Origin of the sequence: Brevundimonas faecalis (genome assembly GCF_040549405.1) — a bacterium.
Taxonomy (GTDB): Bacteria; Pseudomonadota; Alphaproteobacteria; order Caulobacterales; family Caulobacteraceae; genus Brevundimonas; species Brevundimonas faecalis.
Genome location: NZ_JBEPTF010000004.1, coordinates 1 through 16,880 on the forward strand (window position 1 = coordinate 1; position 16,880 = coordinate 16,880).

The window sequence follows — 16,880 nt, forward strand, 5'->3', positions numbered from 1 at the left end:
AAAACCCCGGAAATCCAATCTCCAAGGCCCCGCCGGACCAGCCCGTCGCCGAGCGAGGCGGCGATATACGGCCACCCCTCAAACTCCACAAGCCCCTTCGTGACGATTCCGCAAAAAACCGACAGAACAGGAATCGTCGGCGGGTCCGCCGCCTATCCGGCCGCTATATAGGTGCGCAGGCTTTCCGCCTCTCGCGCGGTCTCCGCGATCTGGCATTTCACCACGTCCCCGATCGAGACCACGCCCGCCAGGCGACGCTCCTTCAGGACAGGCAGATGGCGAATCCGTCGATCCGTCATGCGTCCCATGAGGACAGCCACGGTTTCCGTCGGCTCAGCAAATACGACGTCGGACGTCATGTAGCGGGACGTGGGATGCGACAGGGCCGCCTCCCCGTCCTGGGCGATCGCATGGACGACGTCCCGTTCGGACAATATCCCCACCACTTCGTCGCCTTCACAGACGACAAGGGCGCCCACCCGCCGGGCCGTCAGTTCGGCGCAGGCCGCGGCCAGGGGCGCCTCGGGCGAAAGGGTGAAGACGATCTGTCCCTTGTCCTTCAGAATCTCGGCGACCAGCATGGCGGCTCCTTCCCCGTTTCATGGCGGGAGGCGGCCGCGGACCGGCCGCTAGAAGAGAAGCATCGCTCAGACCCGGGTTTGTGGCAAATCGGGCCGCGCGCCGAACCAGGCCCCCAGGGGGCCGACGGCCAGTATGCCGAACAGGAAGCCGAAGGCGTGCGCCTCCCAGGCGATGCGGGCGCCCTCGGCTCCCGGCGCCAGGCCGATGAGTCCCGCCACGAGATTCACCGCCATCCACGCCGCCGAGGCGCGCAACACCGCCGGATGGAACAGCGGCAGCACGCGCCCTCCCCCGCCCATGAGACGCGTCGCCGCGCCGATCAGGCCGAATACGGCGCCCGAGGCTCCCACCAGGGGGTCCAGGCTCCCGGGATGGCACAGGCCGTATCCCAGGGCGGCGACCGCGCCGCTGCATATATAGAGGGCGACGAAGGCCAAGGGCGCCAGGCCTCGCCCCAGCAGACGGGCGACCGGCGCGCCGAAGGCCAGGGCCGCGACGGCGTTCATCGCCACATGCGGCCAGCTTCCGTGCAACAGCATGGAGGTGAACAGGCCGCTGAACCGCCCCTGCTCCAGGTCGGCCGCGCGGAAGGCCATCGACAGTCCCTGATCCGGCAAGCGCTCCTGGAAGAAATAGAGCACGGGCATGGAGGCCGCGATCAGCGCCGGCAGGAAGGGCGCGTTCAGGATCTTCTCTCGCGGGGCGGTTCCGCGATCTTCGCCCAGGTCTTGCATAGCCCCTTGATGAAGAAAGACGGCGTTAACCTCAAGCCGTCCCCGAACCGGTCAATTCGAGTTGGCACGTTCATTGCTGGGGAGGTTTGCGAAGATACTGCGGAGCCTCACATGCCGTCCCAAAGACTGACAACGTCGACCTCGGTCCTCGCCTTGAGCCTGCTGGCCCTGGCCGGATCCGCCTCGGCGCAATCGACCGGTTCCGCAGGCGCGGCCCAGTTCCAGGCCGGCTACGGCGCCTCGCGCTACACCACGGCCCGGAACAACTCCGGCTCCACCCGCGACGAGAACGGCAACCGTCTGATCGTCAACGGCATCATCCAGTCCGGCGCCAGCAGCTATTCCAGCTCGAGCGCGGGCGTGTCCGCCGGCTACGCCGGCTCGGGCAAGGGCGGCGCCAACATCGGCGGCTCCACCGCCATCGGCAACAATCTGAACGTGGTGGTGCAGGGCAACCGCAACACCGTCATCGTCAACTCCACCCAGACCAACACCGGCAACGTCACCGCCGGGACGGCTCTGAACGGATCGCTGGTTTTCCCATGAGCAAGAACATCTCAATGCGCGCTCGCGCGGCTGTCGCCGTCGCCGCCGTCGGCGCCCTGCTGGCCGGTTGCGTCAGCACCAGCGCCGGTCCCTCGGGCCAGTACGCCAAGCCGATCGGCAATGCGCCGGTCACGTCCAACCCGACGCCCTATTCGACCGCGCTCTACTGCCTGGCCGACTATGCGCGCCGCTACAACCTGCCGTCGCCGCGCATGGCCGTGGGCCGCATCAGCGACTACACCGGCACCATCTCCGCCGACGGCGGCCGCCAGATCACCCAGGGCGCCTCGCTGATGGCGAACACGGCCCTGGCCAAGGCCGGCGCCCGGATCGTCGAACGCTACGACACCTCCGTCTCGGAGCTGGAGCTGCGCTACGCCAACAACAAGCTGATCAGCGACGACCAGCCGAACGGCGGGCCCCAGGACGCCGCCTACCGCCGCATCCTGGCCGGCCAGGTGCCGGGCTCGGACTTCTATGTCGTCGGCGGCATCACCGAGGTGAATTACAACATCCGCTCGGGCGGCTTCGACATCGCCGGCGGCGAGGTCCAGCAGAACGGCGGCTCCGGCCTGCTGACCGGCAAGGTCTTCGTGATGAACGTCGCGATCGACCTGCGCCTGGTCCAGACCACCACCCTCGAGGTCGTGGACGTCGTCTCCTATCAGAAGCAGATCGTCGGCCGCGAGATTTCGGCGGGCGTCTTCGACTTCCTGAACGGCAACGTCTTCGACATCTCGGCCGGCAGCAGCGGCCTGGAGCCGGTCCAGCTGGCCGTCCGCGCCCTGGTGGAACGCGCCACCGTCGAATTCATGGCCAACCTCTACGGCGCCCCCGGCCCGGAAGTCTGCCTGAACCCTGCCAACGACCCCCTGGCCGACACGCCTGTCGGCCCGACCGGCGGCTACTACCCCGCCTACGCCAATACGGACACGAACAATGGACAAACTCGCGCGGACCCGTCTCGCTGGCACGATCGTCGCGACAGCGCTGTGCGCGGCAACCGCTAGCACGGCCGTCGCCCAGCAGCGCCTGGTCCTGAACAACCAGCTGCAGCTGGGCGACGTCGTGGCCGGGCAGCAGTTGAACGTCGTCGACGTCAGCGATCAGGTGACCGTCTCCACGGCGGCCAGCGGCAACAGCCTGGCCGGCGGGACGGAGGGGCAGCCCATGCACCTCCGCTCGACCCAGGACATGCGCGGCAACGCCTCGGCCTCCACGACCCTGACCCTGGGCGGCGACACCCGCGGCCTGACGACCAGCGTCACCCAGGCGCGCGCCAACTACCTGGCGGGCACGGCGAACAACGCCCAGATGACGGTCGAGACCAATCAGGTCGGACAGGGCGACGTCACGGCCTCGTCCCGGATCACCGGCGTGGACGCCCGGCTGGTCGGCGGCGGACAGATCGCCTCCGGCGCCTACGGCAACACGACCGCCCTGACCGGCGGCGCGACCGGCTCCGGCCGCACAGCGATCACGGGCACGATCAACCAGACCATGAACGGCGACGTGCGCGCGACCAATACGGCCTCGCCGCGCTACGCCCCCGCTCCGACCGACTTCTCCAGCGAAGCCGCGGCCAATGCGGTTCAGGTCACGACCGGTCCCTCCTCGAACCAGGATCTGACGGTGCGCCAACGCTCCTCGGGCGCCGTGGTCGAGGCCGACACCAGCGTCTGGGCCGGCAACGCCTGGAACCTGGCGGGCCGCAGCCGCGCGACGGGCAACCAGGCCGTCTTCTACAATCAGGGCGGCTCCCTGATCGCCGACACGGACCAGGAGAACAGCGCCCAGATCATCGGCGCCGTCGAACTCAGTTCCTATGACTTCGGCGCCGCCACGGCCGCCGCCGACGCCGTCGCCAACAATGTCGTCGTCGGCAACAACGACATCTATGTCGACATCGACAACGTCCAGGTGAACACCGGCGGCGTCGAGGCCACGGCCTCCTTTACGGGACAAAAGGGCTATGACGCCTATGTCGGGGCCAACGCCGCCGGCAACTCGATCACCGGCTACGCCTGCTCCGAATGCGGCGGCAATCTGAACGCCAACAACGTCCAGACCAACGCCGGGAACGTGCGGGCCAACGCCGTCACCACGATCAACGGCAGCGGCCGCAACGTGATCGCCGGCGCCAACGCCGTGGGCAACGCCGCGACCTTCTACGTCACGCGGAACGGCGGTGGCGGAAATTAACTTTCCGTAACTTGAGGTAGTCAAGCACGTTTGTCATCGTGACAAACGTGCAGACCTTCCTGCACGCCAATCGACGTGCAGGGCGGCGGCCGATCCGGGCGGCCGGATCGCACGATCCGGAGCCTTCGGTTCATGACTTCGCCGCGCCGCCTTCTGCTTCTCGCCGCCTCCAGCCTGGCCCTTCTGAGCGGCGCCGCCCTGCCCGCCGTCGCCCTGCCTTCGTCAGCCGCAGCGACGGCCGCAGCCCAGGACGCCCAGCCGTCCCGTCCCTGGGCCCAGGCGGCCAGCGACATTCCCGCGGATCCGGCCGTCCGCTTCGGCGTCCTGCCCAACGGCATGCGTTACGCCGTCATGCACAACGCCACCCCGCCCGGTCAGGCGTCGCTGCGCCTGCGCATCGACGCCGGCTCCCTGATGGAGAACGACGACCAGCTTGGACTGGCCCACTTCATGGAGCACATGGCCTTCAACGGCACGACCAATGTGCCCGAGAACGAACTGCTCCGGATTCTGGAACGCCTGGGCCTGGCCTTCGGCGCCGACACCAACGCCTTCACCAGCTTCGATCAGACCGCCTATACGCTGGAGTTGCCGCGCACCAACGACGAGACCGTCGACACCTCCCTGCACATCATGCGTGAACAGGTCTCCGAAGCCCTGATGAAGGCCGAGGACATCGACGCCGAGCGTGGCGTGATCGAGGGCGAGGAGCGCCTGCGCAACACCCCCGGCCTCCGTTCGCTGAAAGCCCAGATCGCGCTTCTGGCGCCGGGTCAGCGCCTGTCGAACCGTCTGCCGATCGGCGATCTCAGCATCATCCGCACAGCGCCGCGCGATCGCTTCGTCGAGTTCTACAACGCCTACTACCGCCCCTCGCGCGCGACCATGATCGCCGTCGGCGACTTCGACGTCGACCAGATGGAAGCCAAGATCAAGACGACCTTCTCCGACTGGACGCCCAAGGCCGCCGACGGCCCGAATCCCGATCTGGGAACCGTGGCCGCGCGTTCGCCCGAAACCCGCATCCTGGTCGAGCCCGGCGTCCAGTCCTCAGTTCAGTTGAACTGGATCCGCAATCCCGACCTGGACCCCGACACGGTCGCCGAACGCCGTGAAGCCCTGATCCAGAATCTCGGCCTTGCCGTGCTGAACCGCCGCCTGGGCGAAATCGCCCGCTCGGAAAACCCGCCCTTCATCGGCGCCGGCGCTGGCCAGACCGGCCTGTTCCGCACCGTCGATCTGGGCAGCATCTCGGCCAGCTTCAATCCGGGCGGCCTGAAACGCGCCCTGGAGACCGTCGAGCAGGAGCAGCGCCGCCTGGTGCAGTTCGGCGTCGGCCAGGCAGAACTGGATCGCGAAATCGCCAACACCCGCACCATGCTGGAGAACGCAGCCCAGGCGGCCGCCACCCGCAGCACGCCGGTCCTCGCGAACGCCCTTCTGGGCGCGACCAACGACGGCAAGGTCTTCTCCGCCCCGGCCGCCAACCTCGCCCTGTTCGAGGCCGCGGTTAAGGACCTGAAGGCCGAACAGGTCAGCAACGCCGTCAAATCGGTGTTCGAAGGCCAGGGTCCGCTGGCACTCGTCGTGACGCCCGAAGCGATCGAGGGCGGCGAGGCCGGCGTCACCGCCGCCCTGGCGGCCAGCCGTCAGGTTCCCGTCAAGGCGCGCGCCGAGGAAGCCCAGCTTCAATGGCCCTATGACAGCTTCGGCGCCGTCGCGACGCCGGGCGCCCGCACCGAGGTCGCCTCCATCGGCGCGACGATCGTGACCTTCCCCAACGGCGTGCGTCTGACGGTCAAGCCGACGACCTTCAAGGACGAGCAGATTCTGGTCAGCGTCCGCACCGGCATCGGCGAGGAAGGCCTGCCCGCCGATCGCTTCACCTCGCAAACCCTGGCGCCCATGGTCTTCACCCAGGGCGGCCTCGGCAAGTTGACCGCCGATGAACTGAGCCGCGTCCTGACCGGCAAGATCTACGGCGCAGGATTCACGATCGACGGCGACGCCTATCAATTGTCAGGCGCCACCCGCCCCGCCGATCTGCTGCTGCAGATGCAGGTCCTGACGGGCTATCTCACCGACCCCGGCCTGCGTCCCGCCCCCTTTGAACAGATCAAGGCCCTCTTCCCGCAGATCATCGCCCAGCAGATGGCCACCCCAGGCGGCGCCTTCGGCATCCAGGCCTCCGGCCTGCTCGCCAGCGGCGACAAGCGCGAGAGCTTCCCCACGGCTCAGGACGTCGCGGGCTTCACCCTGGACGAACTGAAGCAGGGCGTGACCCAGGGCCTGGCCTCCGGCCCGATCGACATCGTCATGGTCGGCGATGTGAAGGTGGAGGACGCGGTGGCCGCCGTCGCCTCGACCTTCGCCGCCCTGCCGACCCGGGCCCCGGCCGCCCAGCCCCTGCCGGGTTCGGACCAGCGCCGCTTCCCCGCGCCGACCGCCGAACCGGTTCGCCTGACGCACACCGGTCCCACGGAACAGGCCCTGTCCTACATCGCCTGGCCGACGACCGACTCGGTCGACGACCGGACCGAGGCGCGCAAGGTCGCCGTCCTGACCGAGGTGCTGAAACTGCGTGTCCTGGACGAGATTCGCGAGAAGCAGGCCTTGGCCTATTCGCCGCGCGTCGGCTCGTCGTCGTCCGACGCCTTCAAGGGCTACGGCTCGGTCTCCATCATGGCCGACACCGCGCCGGACAAGATCGGCGCCTTCTATACGGCCGTCGACGCCATCGTCGCCGACCTGCGCGACAAGCCGATCACCGAGGATGAGCTGAACCGCGCCCGCCTGCCGGTGATCGAAACCCTTCGCCGCAGCCAGGCCGGCAACGAATACTGGCTGAGCCAGCTTTCGGACGTCGCCGCCAAACCGGCCTCGGTGGAGCAGATCCTGACCCACATCAGCGATCTGGAATCCTTCACCGTCGCCGACGTCCAGGCCGCCGCCCGTCAGTACCTGCGGTCGGACACGGCCTGGAAGGCACAGGTGGTCTCGGCCAACGCCCCGGCCCAGTAAAGGCTGGTCGTTCCGACGACAAATAAGGGCCCCGATCGCAGGATCGGGGCCCTTTCAGTTTTCTATCGGCCGAACGGGAGATCGACGGCCGTTTTCTGAAGCAGTCCGGGTGAAGCCGAGCTGAGCCTTCTGTTCAGACGATCAGAAGACCCGGCCCCCTACTCCGCCGTCCAGCATCATCATGCCGCTGGCCGTGGCGGCCTCGACCATTTCCTCGCGATACTCGGTGTAGGTTTCCTCGCGGATCATGGTCAGGACCTTCACGCCCGCGCCGTAGCGGCGCAGCAGCGAACGCTCGTTGCAGTCGCGCTCGGCCTTCTCCGGACGGCACTCCAGCACGCCGCCTCGGCCGTACCACAGGGCTTCGCGCTTGTTGCAGTCCAGGGTCTCGCCCGGTCCGCCAGCCTCGTCGCCGATGGTCCACTGCAGCTTGGTGCCCGCGATGCAGCGATACAGTTCGCCCTCATAATCCATGGCCACGTCCTTGCCCGGACGGACCTGGGACGCGGGGTGCGGCACGGCGCGATCGTCGATGCAGACGGCCTGGATGACCACCCGCTTCTCCATGCGACGCGACGCCGTATAGGGCACGCGCACCGACTGCATGGCCGATCCCTGGACGTTCAGCCCCTGGATGGTGGTCGGATAGGAGGAGTTGTCGATGTTGAAATAGGCGCCGCCGCCGCCCGCCACGATCACCGTCGCGGCGCTGCGCGAAGAGGCGCGGGCCGAAGCGCTGGCGTTGGCGTTGACGTTCACATTGACGTTCACATTGCCGCCGCTGCCGCAGCAGGGCGGAGCCGGCGGCGGGGCGCAGCACGGCGTGACCGGCGGCACGGGCGGCCGCGGCGGCTGGCAGCACGGCCCGCTCGGTCCTCCCGGGACGCCGGGACCGCCCGGCAGACCGGGCGGAGGCGGCGGCGGAGGCGGAAGGCACCCCCCGCCGTTCGCGCCGCAACCGGCCGCAGCGGCGTCGGCCAGCGCCATCAGGCCGAAGAAGGCGACGCCGCCCGCCAGCATGTTCTTGATCCCCAACCGCATGGGTCCGGTCTCCTGCATTGATCTCGACAGGCTCCATGCAAGTCGCGGGCCGTTTTGATCGGCGGGATTCCGACGCAGGATCGTTTGTTTCAGGACATCCGGCTTCGACGGTGGCCGCCGCCTGTCCCATCCTGAAGCATCATCCGGCCCTATGGGGCTTCAGATCCCGGACATAGCGCTTCCAGTTCTGCACATAATGCTCGGCGGACAGGCGCAGGGCCTCGACCTGGCCCTCGTTCAATTCGCGGACCACCTTGCCCGGCTGCCCCATGACCAGGCTGTTGTCGGGAATGACCTTGCCCTCGGTGATCAGGGCGTTGGCCCCGATCAGGCAGTTTTTTCCGATCTTCGCCCCGTTCAGGATCACGGCCCCGATGCCCACCAGGCTGTTGTCGCCGATCTCGCAGCCGTGCAGCATCGCCTTGTGCCCCACCGTCACGCCCGCCCCGATGGTCAGGGGCGCCCCGACGTCGGTGTGCAGTATGCTGCCGTCCTGAATATTGCTGTCGGCGCCGATGGTGATCGGATCATTGTCGCCGCGAAGCACGGCGTTGAACCAGACGCTGGCGCCGGGATGCAGAATCACGTTTCCTAAAACAGTCGCACTTGGCGCGATCCAGTATTCGCCTTCCGGCGGAAGCTGAGGCCTGCTGTCGCCCAGGTCGTAAACACTCATCCGAACACCCCTTATATTTCAGAAAACGAAGGCTTTAAGCTTTCATAAACCACGCTAGCATCATCGTGTTGATGCGATTCGAGGCTGCTATTTCGGCCCCGGATCCGAAGCCGGATCAACCCCGGTCCGGCCAGTAGCTGGAGAATGCGCATGGCGCGTTCGCGAGCGGTTCCGGGACGACGCGTCTGCGCTTGCGGCGACGATCCCTCGACCGATCCGGGCGGCCTGACGGCTCCGGCCCCCTCCTCCCCCACCGACGACCGAGGCGAGACCCTGTTGGGCTCGCCTTTTTCTTTGCCCTGGAGACGTTCATGACGAAGCGCTCGGCCATCAAGCGTCAGGTCCGCGAAGGCGTGCTGGATTCGCGGGAATTCACGCAGGACGCCAAGGTCCGGCGATTGCCGAACCATGCGGGATGGTCGCCCTATCCCTCCAACGACGACCGCGAGCAGGGCTATCTGAAGACGCTGAAACCCAAGTCGGACGGTCAGGCGGAGTTGATGACCGCCGTCGATCACGCCAACCTGGTCCTGGCCCTGGGCCCTGCGGGCACCGGCAAGACCTATCTGGCCGTGGCCAAGGCGGTCGAGGCTCTGGAGGCGGGGAAGGTCGGCCGCATCGTCCTGTCCCGTCCGGCGGTCGAGGCCGGGGAATCCATCGGTTTCCTGCCCGGCGACATGGAGGACAAGCTGGCCCCCTATCTGCGGCCGCTCTACGACGCCCTGTCGGACCGTCTCAGCATGAAACGGGTCAAGGCCCTGATGGCCGAGGGCCTGATCGAGATCGCCCCCATCGGCTACATGCGCGGCCGCACGCTCAACAACGCCTTCATCGTCGTGGACGAGGCGCAGAACTGCACCTACGTCCAGCTCAAGATGCTGCTGACCCGGCTGGGCTGGCACTCGACCATGGTGGTGACGGGCGACCCGCATCAGTCGGACCTGCTGCCCGGCGTCTCGGGCCTGTCCGACATCGCCGAGCGGCTGGAGGCGGTGCCGGACATCGCCGTGGTCCGCCTGGCCGAACGCGACATCGTGCGCCACCCCCTGGTCGCGAGCATGATCGGCGTCCTTTAAGCCCCCTGTAAGGACGCTGATGCGGGAGAGGCCCGGCGATCGCTCGCCGGGCCTCTCTTCCTGTCTCACATGACATCGGCCAGGACGGCCTTGGCCTCCGGCTCCGGCTTCTTCTCCGGCGGCGGCGTGCGCGCGCCCATCCGGTCGATGAAGGCGAAAACGAAGGGATTGAGCGAGATCGACAGCAGGGCCGCCGCCAGGATCAGGTCGTGCGTCTCGCGGCTCATGGCGCCCAGGGACACCGAGATGGCGGCCAGGATGAAGGAGAACTCCCCGATCTGCGCCAGGGCGGCGGCGACGGTCAGGCTGGTCGCCCGCTCCAGCTTGAAGGCCGTGGTGATGGCCAGGGCCGCCAACGACTTGCCCACGATGACGATGCCCAGGACACCCAGCACGGCCAGGGGCTCGCGCACCAGGATGGTCGGGTCGAACAGCATGCCGACCGAGACGAAGAAGAGCACCGCAAAGGCGTCCCGCAGCGGCAACGACCGCTCGGCGGCGTTGTGCCCCAGGGGCGAGCTGTTCAGCACCAGGCCGGCCAGGAAGGCGCCCAGGGCGAAGGAGTGGAACAGGTAATAGGCCACCCAGGCGATCCCCAGGGCGATGGCCAGGACCCCCAGGGTGAACAGTTCGCGCGACTTGGTGTGGGCGATCCGCACCAGAACCCAGGGCAGGACCTTGGCGCCGATCACCAGCATGACCCCGACGAAACCGGCGACCTTGACCAGGGTCCAACCGATGGACTTGGCCAGTTCCGCCCCGCTCAGGCTCTCGCCCGGCTGGATGATCAGCAGCGGCAGCATGACCAGGGCGATGACGATCACCAGGTCCTCGACGATCAGCCATCCCATGGCGATGCGCCCGGCGTGGGTCTTGAGCTGCTTGCGCTCCTCAAGCGCCCGCAACAGCACCACGGTCGAAGCCACCGACAGGGAGAAGCCCAGCAACAGGGCCTCCACGTCGCCGAGTCCCAGCAACAGCCGCCCCAGGCCCCAGCCCAGAACCGTGGCCGCGCCGATCTGGACCAGGGCGCCGGGAATGGCGACCGTCCGGACCTTCATCAGGTCCGCCAGCGAGAAGTGCAGCCCGACCCCGAACATCAGCAGGATGACCCCGATCTCCGCCAGCTGTGGCGCCAGTTCGGTGTCCGCGACGAAGCCGCCGGTATAGGGACCGACGACGACCCCCGCGACCAGATAGCCGACCAGGGGCGACAACTTCAGCCGATTGGCCAACATGCCGAACACGAAGGCGAGGACGAATCCCCCGACTAGGGTGACAATCAGGCTGTCGGCATGCGGCATCGGCGCTCCTGCGTCGGTGAGAGGGTGTCCTTTGGGGTTTGGAAGCCTCAATCTGGGGACGTGACGTCTCCACAGCAAGGCTCGCCTCGGCATTTTCGCCGGGATGAAACCGATTCGGAACCGCCAAAGTTACAGGCGCGACCAGGAGTCGCGGCCGCGCACGCCTGACGCCCCGTTTTCAGGCCCCGATCAGGCCCCCGGTCAGGCCCTCGCGGCCCGCGCGACGTCCACGCCCAGGGCCGTCAGGGCCGAGGCGGCGATATGCTCGGCGTTCAGGCCGGCCTCCGCATACATGACCTCGGGCTTGTCCTGGTCCTGGAAGACGTCGGGCAGGTGCAGGGTGCGGACCTTCAGCCCCGCGTCCAGCGCGCCCTTCTCGGCCAGGAGCTGCAGCACGAAGCCGCCGAAGCCGCCCATGGCGCCCTCTTCCACCGTGATCAGGCATTCATGCTCGCGCGCCAGCCGCAGGATCATGTCGGCGTCCAGCGGCTTGGCGAAGCGGGCGTCGGCGACCGTGGCCGAGACGCCACGTGCAGCCAGCAGGTCAGCGGCCTTCAGCGATTCCTGCAGGCGGGTGCCCAGGGACAGGATGGCGACCGAGGTCCCTTCGCGGACGATGCGGCCCTTGCCGATCTCCAGCGGGGCGGCCAACTCGGGGATGTCGACGCCCACGCCCTCGCCGCGCGGATAGCGGAAGGCGCTGGGACGGTCGTCGATGGCCAGGGAAGTCGAGATCATGGCGGCCAGGTCCGCCTCGTCGGCGGCGGCCATCAGCACCATGCCCGGCAGAGCGCCCATGAAGCCGATGTCGAAGCTGCCCGCGTGGGTCGCGCCGTCGGCGCCGACCAGGCCCGCCCGGTCCATGGCGAAGCGCACCGGCAGGGACTGGATGGCCACGTCGTGGACCACCTGGTCGTAGCCGCGCTGCAGGAAGGTCGAATAGAGGGCGCAGACCGGCTTCATCCCGTCCGCCGCCAGGCCGGCGGCGAAGGTGACGGCGTGCTGCTCGGCGATGCCGACGTCGAAGGTCCGGTCCGGGAAGGCCTGGCCGAACAGGTCCAGCCCGGTGCCCGACGGCATGGCCGCCGTGATGGCGACGATCGAGGGATCGACCTGGGCATGCTTGATCAACTCGGTCCCGAAGACCTTGGTGTAGCTGGGGGCGTTGGAGACGGACTTGGCCTGCTTGCCCGAAACCACGTCGAACTTGACCACGGCGTGCAGCTTGTCGGCGCTGCTCTCGGCCGGGGCGTAGCCCTTGCCCTTCTGCGTCACGACATGGACCAGCACCGGGCGGTCGGTGATGGCGGCGGCGTTCTTCAGGATGGGGACCAGGTTCTCCATGTCGTGACCGTCGATCGGCCCGATGTAGTAGAAGCCCAGCTCCTCGAAGAAGGTGCCGCCCACGATCATGCCGCGGGCGTATTCCTCGGCCTTGCGCGCCGCGTCGCGGAAGGGGCGCGGCATGTGGTCGACGAACTTCTTCCCGACCTTGCGGATGTTCTGATAGGCGCCGCCCGAGACCTGCTTGGCCAGATAGGCGCTCATGCCGCCGACGGGCGGGGCGATCGACATGTCATTGTCGTTCAGCACCACCATCAGCTGGCCGTTGGTGGCCTCGGCGGCGTTGTTCATCGCCTCATAGGCCATGCCCGCCGACATGGAGCCGTCGCCGATGACGGCCACGACGCGGTTCTTCTCGCCCTTGGCGTCCCGCGCGGCGGCGAAACCCAAGGCTGCCGAGATCGAGGTCGAGGCGTGGGCCGCGCCGAAGGGATCGTATTCGCTCTCGGACCGCTTGGTGAAGCCCGACAGGCCGCCGCCCTGGCGCAGGGTGCGGATGCGGTCGCGACGCCCGGTCAGGATCTTGTGCGGATAGCACTGATGACCGACGTCCCAGATCAGGATGTCCTTCGGCGTCTCGAAGACATGATGCAGGGCCACCGTCAGCTCGACCACGCCCAGGCCCGCGCCCAGGTGCCCGCCGGTCACGGACACCGCGTCGATGGTCTCGGCCCGCACCTCGTCCGCCAACTGCTTCAGTTGAGGTACGTCGAAGCCCCGCGTGTCGGCGGGAATGGTGACGGTGTCGAGGAGAGGAGTGTTAGGCATCAGAGACATCTAGTCCGAGATCGGCATTCAAGCGAGTGTCCATGTCGTCGCCATGGACATGACGCAAGCTGTTAAACGTGAGCGCCGGCAGCCAGTTGCCGGGCCAGGCGTTCAGAATCGCCTCGCGTGGACAGCCAGATCAAGGTTTCGGTCGCCCAGGCGATAGCATGGCGGAGCCATCCGAAGCCCCGACCTTTACGCTGCGCGACGGCGTAGTCGATATGGCTCTCTTCCTCGATCTGGATGTCCTGGATAAGGCGGCGAAGCTCCTCATCTGAGGCCCATCGAATCTGGTCATCGAGGTGTCGATGCACGGTCCGCTCGACCGCCTCCGTGCACGCCAGAATAGCTTCACGGCCGAGCACGCCTGAGATCAGGCCAAGCGCTGCGCCGCCCACGGCCCATATCCACATCATACGGCAGGGCTTCCCATGGCGGGTCGGCATCAGCGCGCGGAATCGCGCTCGATGACTTCGTTCGTGGGCCAGGGCCTCGTTCAAGAACGGCAGAAGATCGGGCGCACGAAGACGCGCCGCGCCGATCTGGGCGGAATAGATGCTGATCGCCCCATGCTCTCCGCCATGATTGACCCGAAGAATACGCGCCGCGATCGACGTATTCCAAGTCACGGGGTCAGGACCTGCGCTTCAGCACAAAGTCCACGCTGGCCTTGAGGATTTCGGCCTCGTGACCGAACAGGTCAAGATGGGAACGGGCCTGGTCGGCCAAGTGCGCGACCCTCTGTCGCGCTGCGTCGACGCCCAGAAGGGTGACGAAGTTGGTCTTGCCCAGGGCCGCGTCCTTGCCTCCGGCGGCCTTGCCCATCTCCTCGGCCGAACCCTCCGCGTCCAGAACATCGTCGACGATCTGGTAGGCCAGGCCGATGTCGTGGGCGAAACTGGTCAGGGCGTGCCATTCCGCCTCGCCCGCCCGCGCGACGATCAGCGGAATCTCGAAGGCGTAGGCGAACAGGGCGCCGGTCTTCAGGCGCTGCATCCGCGCCACCCCGCCCAGGTCGTCGCGCACGCCCAGAAGGTCGATCATCTGCCCGCCCGCCATGCCCCGCGCGCCCGAGGCGAAGGACAGACGCCGCGCCAGTTCGCAACGCACGCCTGCGTCGTCGTGGGTGTCCTCGTCCAGGATGATGTCGAAGGCGGCGGTCTGCAGCGCGTCGCCGGCCAGGATGGCCGTCGCCTCGTCATAGGCGATGTGCAGGGTCGGACGGCCGCGCCGGACGTCGTCGTCGTCCATGGCCGGCAGGTCGTCGTGCACCAGGGAGTAGGCGTGGACGCATTCCAGGGCGCAGGCGGCGCGCAGGACGGCGCACTCCTCCACGTCCAGCATCCGCCCCGCCTCAATGGCGAAGAAGGGCCGCAACCGCTTGCCCGGCCCCAGGGCGGCATAGCGCATGGCCTCGGTCAGCCGGGCCTCAGGCCCGTCGGCGCGCGGCAGAAGCTGGTCCAGGGCGACCGTGACCAGGTCGGCGATCTCGGCGACGCGGTCGATCACCGCCTGTTCCGGCGAATTGGCGGCCAGCAGGGTCAAAACAGCCTCCCGCCCAGCGGCAGGTCGCGATCCACGCCCACCAGGACCACATGACCCTCGGCGTCGGGAAAGCCCAGGGTCAGGACCTCGGACCTGACCGGCCCGATCTGGCGCGGCGGGAAGTTGACCACCGCCGCGACCTTCCGGTCCTGCAGTTCGTCCAGGGTGTAGTGATGGGTGATCTGGGCCGAGGACTTCCTGACGCCGATGACGTCGCCGAAGTCGATGGTCAGCTTGTAGGCGGGCTTGCGCGCCTCCGGGAAGGGCTCGGCCTTGATGATCCGGCCGACGCGGACGTCCACCTTCAGGAAGTCGTCGAAGCCGATCTGCGGCGCGATGTCGGCGGAATCGGCCATCAGCCGAACTCGGCCGGTTCGACGTCCTTGGCCTGGCCGTCGGCGCCGACGACGATCTTCTCGACCCGCAGCTGGGCCGCCTTCAGCCGAGCCTCGCAGTGAGCCTTCAGACGCGCGCCTTCCTCGTACAGGGCGATGGATTCCTCCAGCGGCGCCTGGCCGGATTCCAGACGGGAGACGATTCCTTCCAGGCGCGACAGGGCGTCCTCGAAGCTGAGATCGGCGGGAACGGCGGGGGAAGCGGCGGCGTCGGTCATGATGCGGGCAACCTAGAGACGCCCGCGCGGCGCATCAACGATGAAAGACTTCAGCGTTTCACGAAGCGGCGCTGCGACCAGTACTTGAACCCCTGGTTGTGGGCCAGGCGCCAGCCGTGCGCCTTCAGGCGCTGGCCGACCATGTGGTTGAAATAGCCGTGCGCCAGAACCAGCACGTCCTGGCCTTCCGACGCCCGGGCGATCAGGATTCGCGCGGCCTGGTCGGCGCGGATCTCGGCCTGGGCGCGAGTCTCCTGCCCGTCGTGGTGGTCGAAGGCGTGCCACCAGAAGCGCGAGACCACGCCCCAGTAGCGCGGCGACAGCTTCAGCCATTTCGGGAAGCGCGGCGGCGGCAGGGGCGCCTCGATGAACAGGGCGTCGACCAGGACGTCGCGGCCCGCCGCCACGGCCTGGGCCGTTTCCTGGGCCCGCGGCCGGGTGGAGGCGTAGATGGCGCCCGCGCCCTCGGCCGCCGTCAGCAGGGCCTGGGGCGGCGTCTGGCCCGCGCGCAGGCCGCCGACCTCGTAGCGACCCCACCAGTCGCGGTATTCGTCCGAGCTGATCATGCATTTGCGCGACAGGGCCGGCTCGCCGTGGCGGGCCAGGATGATCGCGCCCGCATTCGTCGCCGACGGGACGACGGTCGGCGCCTCCTGGGGCTTCGGTGCGGCGGATTCGGGACGGGTCATGAGAACGGGAGAAGTCATAGCACGAGGCGCAGCCTGTGAAATCAAGGCTTTGGCGTCCCTCAATCTCCCCCTGCACGGTTGAAGGGCGCGTCTGTTCGTCGCCCCCTGGACCATGGTGGTAGCTCCCGGCGCGCGCCCCTGCAACCACCAAGCGATGACAGCCGCGCGAGGACGCTTTGCCTCGCCCGCCTCGGGCGCTATGGCCAGGGCATGACCGACGCCCTGATCCGCCCCGCCCGCCTCGACGACGCCGCCGCCCTGGGGCGGCTGGGCCGCCGGACCTTCGTGGACACCTTCGTGACCGGTTTCGGCATCCCCTACCCGCCCGCCGACCTCGAATCCTTCCTGGACGCCAGCTTCAGCCCGGAGACCATCGCCCGGAAACTGGTCGAACCCGGCGCCGCCTGGTGGGTGGCCGAACGCGAGGACGCCCTCCTGGGTTTCGCCAACACCGGCCCGAACACCCTGCCCCATCCCGAGGCCGCGCCCGGAAACGCCGAACTGCGCCGCCTCTACATCGCCCGCGAGGCCCAGGGCCTGGGCCTGGGCACGAAGCTGATGCAGCTCGCCATGGACTGGATGCAGGCCAATACCGACGGCCCCCTGTGGATCGGCGTCTGGAGCGGCAACGAAAAGGCCCAGCGCCTCTACGCCGCCTACGGCTTCGAGAAGGCCGGCGAGTACGACTACCCCGTCGGCGCCTGGAACGACCGCGAGTTCATCTTGCGACGGGGATAGC

General features: G+C 68.0%; 17 protein-coding genes. 6 read left to right on the forward strand and 11 right to left on the reverse strand.

All coding sequences use genetic code 11. The annotated features are described in order from the left end of the window. Positions 1-152 precede the first annotated feature (152 nt). Both ABIE19_RS13315 and ABIE19_RS13320 read right to left on the reverse strand, forming a co-directional pair. Positions 153-581: a CBS domain-containing protein gene (locus ABIE19_RS13315; RefSeq protein WP_354089699.1), complete on the reverse strand. Its 429-nt coding sequence runs from the start codon at positions 579-581 to the stop codon at positions 153-155. A gap of 66 nt (positions 582-647) precedes the next feature. Beyond that, positions 648-1,316, reverse strand: a complete 669-nt coding sequence (locus tag ABIE19_RS13320; protein WP_354089700.1) for a rhomboid family intramembrane serine protease — start codon at positions 1,314-1,316, stop codon at positions 648-650. Between the two features lie 111 nt (positions 1,317-1,427). Between ABIE19_RS13320 and hfaA the strand changes: the two genes are divergently transcribed. The 4 genes from hfaA to ABIE19_RS13340 all read left to right on the forward strand — a co-directional run bounded on the left by hfaA (position 1,428) and on the right by ABIE19_RS13340 (position 7,085). Then, a complete protein-coding gene (gene hfaA / locus ABIE19_RS13325; RefSeq protein WP_354089701.1) occupies positions 1,428-1,862 on the forward strand; it encodes a holdfast anchoring protein HfaA in 435 nt (144 codons plus the stop codon). A gap of 8 nt (positions 1,863-1,870) precedes the next feature. Then, positions 1,871-2,872 (forward strand): holdfast anchoring protein HfaB, encoded by a 1,002-nt coding sequence (gene hfaB / locus ABIE19_RS13330; RefSeq protein WP_435521155.1) that lies wholly within the window; start codon positions 1,871-1,873, stop codon positions 2,870-2,872. Beyond that, the gene (gene hfaD / locus ABIE19_RS13335; protein WP_354089703.1) at positions 2,802-4,064 is read left to right on the forward strand and encodes a holdfast anchor protein HfaD; all 1,263 of its coding nucleotides are present in this window, start codon (positions 2,802-2,804) and stop codon (positions 4,062-4,064) included. Before hfaB ends, hfaD begins: the two co-directional genes overlap by 71 nt. Positions 4,065-4,196: 132 nt before the next feature. Next, positions 4,197-7,085 carry a M16 family metallopeptidase gene (locus tag ABIE19_RS13340; RefSeq protein WP_354089704.1) on the forward strand — a complete coding sequence of 963 codons (2,889 nt, stop codon included), beginning with the start codon at positions 4,197-4,199 and terminating at the stop codon, positions 7,083-7,085. A 141-nt stretch (positions 7,086-7,226) separates the two neighbouring features. Here ABIE19_RS13340 and ABIE19_RS13345 read toward each other — a convergent pair whose 3' ends face one another. Beyond that, on the reverse strand, positions 7,227-8,126 hold the full coding sequence (locus tag ABIE19_RS13345) for a hypothetical protein (RefSeq protein ID WP_354089705.1): 900 nt from the start codon (positions 8,124-8,126) through the stop codon (positions 7,227-7,229). Between the two features lie 139 nt (positions 8,127-8,265). Then, entirely contained in the window at positions 8,266-8,802 is a 537-nt protein-coding gene (locus tag ABIE19_RS13350) for a gamma carbonic anhydrase family protein (protein ID WP_354089706.1), read from the reverse strand. 299 nt (positions 8,803-9,101) lie between these two features. Between ABIE19_RS13350 and ABIE19_RS13355 the strand changes: the two genes are divergently transcribed. After that, positions 9,102-9,878: a PhoH family protein gene (locus tag ABIE19_RS13355; RefSeq protein ID WP_354090085.1), complete on the forward strand. Its 777-nt coding sequence runs from the start codon at positions 9,102-9,104 to the stop codon at positions 9,876-9,878. A 65-nt stretch (positions 9,879-9,943) separates the two neighbouring features. Here the strand turns inward: ABIE19_RS13355 and ABIE19_RS13360 are convergent, their stop codons facing one another. The 7 genes from ABIE19_RS13360 to ABIE19_RS13390 all read right to left on the reverse strand — a co-directional run bounded on the left by ABIE19_RS13360 (position 9,944) and on the right by ABIE19_RS13390 (position 16,141). After that, positions 9,944-11,182, reverse strand: a complete 1,239-nt coding sequence (locus tag ABIE19_RS13360; protein ID WP_354089707.1) for a cation:proton antiporter domain-containing protein — start codon at positions 11,180-11,182, stop codon at positions 9,944-9,946. A 201-nt stretch (positions 11,183-11,383) separates the two neighbouring features. After that, positions 11,384-13,297 carry a 1-deoxy-D-xylulose-5-phosphate synthase gene (gene dxs / locus ABIE19_RS13365; protein WP_354090086.1) on the reverse strand — a complete coding sequence of 638 codons (1,914 nt, stop codon included), beginning with the start codon at positions 13,295-13,297 and terminating at the stop codon, positions 11,384-11,386. Between the two features lie 68 nt (positions 13,298-13,365). Then, positions 13,366-13,923: a demethoxyubiquinone hydroxylase family protein gene (locus tag ABIE19_RS13370; RefSeq protein ID WP_354089708.1), complete on the reverse strand. Its 558-nt coding sequence runs from the start codon at positions 13,921-13,923 to the stop codon at positions 13,366-13,368. A gap of 4 nt (positions 13,924-13,927) precedes the next feature. After that, positions 13,928-14,803, reverse strand: a complete 876-nt coding sequence (locus tag ABIE19_RS13375; protein ID WP_354090087.1) for a polyprenyl synthetase family protein — start codon at positions 14,801-14,803, stop codon at positions 13,928-13,930. 32 nt (positions 14,804-14,835) lie between these two features. Continuing rightward, positions 14,836-15,195, reverse strand: coding sequence for a tRNA-binding protein (locus ABIE19_RS13380; RefSeq protein WP_354089709.1), 360 nt, complete (start codon positions 15,193-15,195; stop codon positions 14,836-14,838). Continuing rightward, a complete protein-coding gene (locus ABIE19_RS13385; RefSeq protein ID WP_354089710.1) occupies positions 15,195-15,452 on the reverse strand; it encodes an exodeoxyribonuclease VII small subunit in 258 nt (85 codons plus the stop codon). The genes ABIE19_RS13380 and ABIE19_RS13385 overlap by 1 nt, the downstream gene beginning before the upstream one ends. Before the next feature lie 50 nt (positions 15,453-15,502). After that, positions 15,503-16,141: a histidine phosphatase family protein gene (locus ABIE19_RS13390; RefSeq protein ID WP_354089711.1), complete on the reverse strand. Its 639-nt coding sequence runs from the start codon at positions 16,139-16,141 to the stop codon at positions 15,503-15,505. A 210-nt stretch (positions 16,142-16,351) separates the two neighbouring features. On the opposite strand from ABIE19_RS13390, the gene ABIE19_RS13395 reads away from it, so the two are divergent. Continuing rightward, a complete protein-coding gene (locus ABIE19_RS13395; RefSeq protein ID WP_354089712.1) occupies positions 16,352-16,879 on the forward strand; it encodes a GNAT family N-acetyltransferase in 528 nt (175 codons plus the stop codon). The last annotated feature ends 1 nt before the right edge of the window (position 16,880 follow it).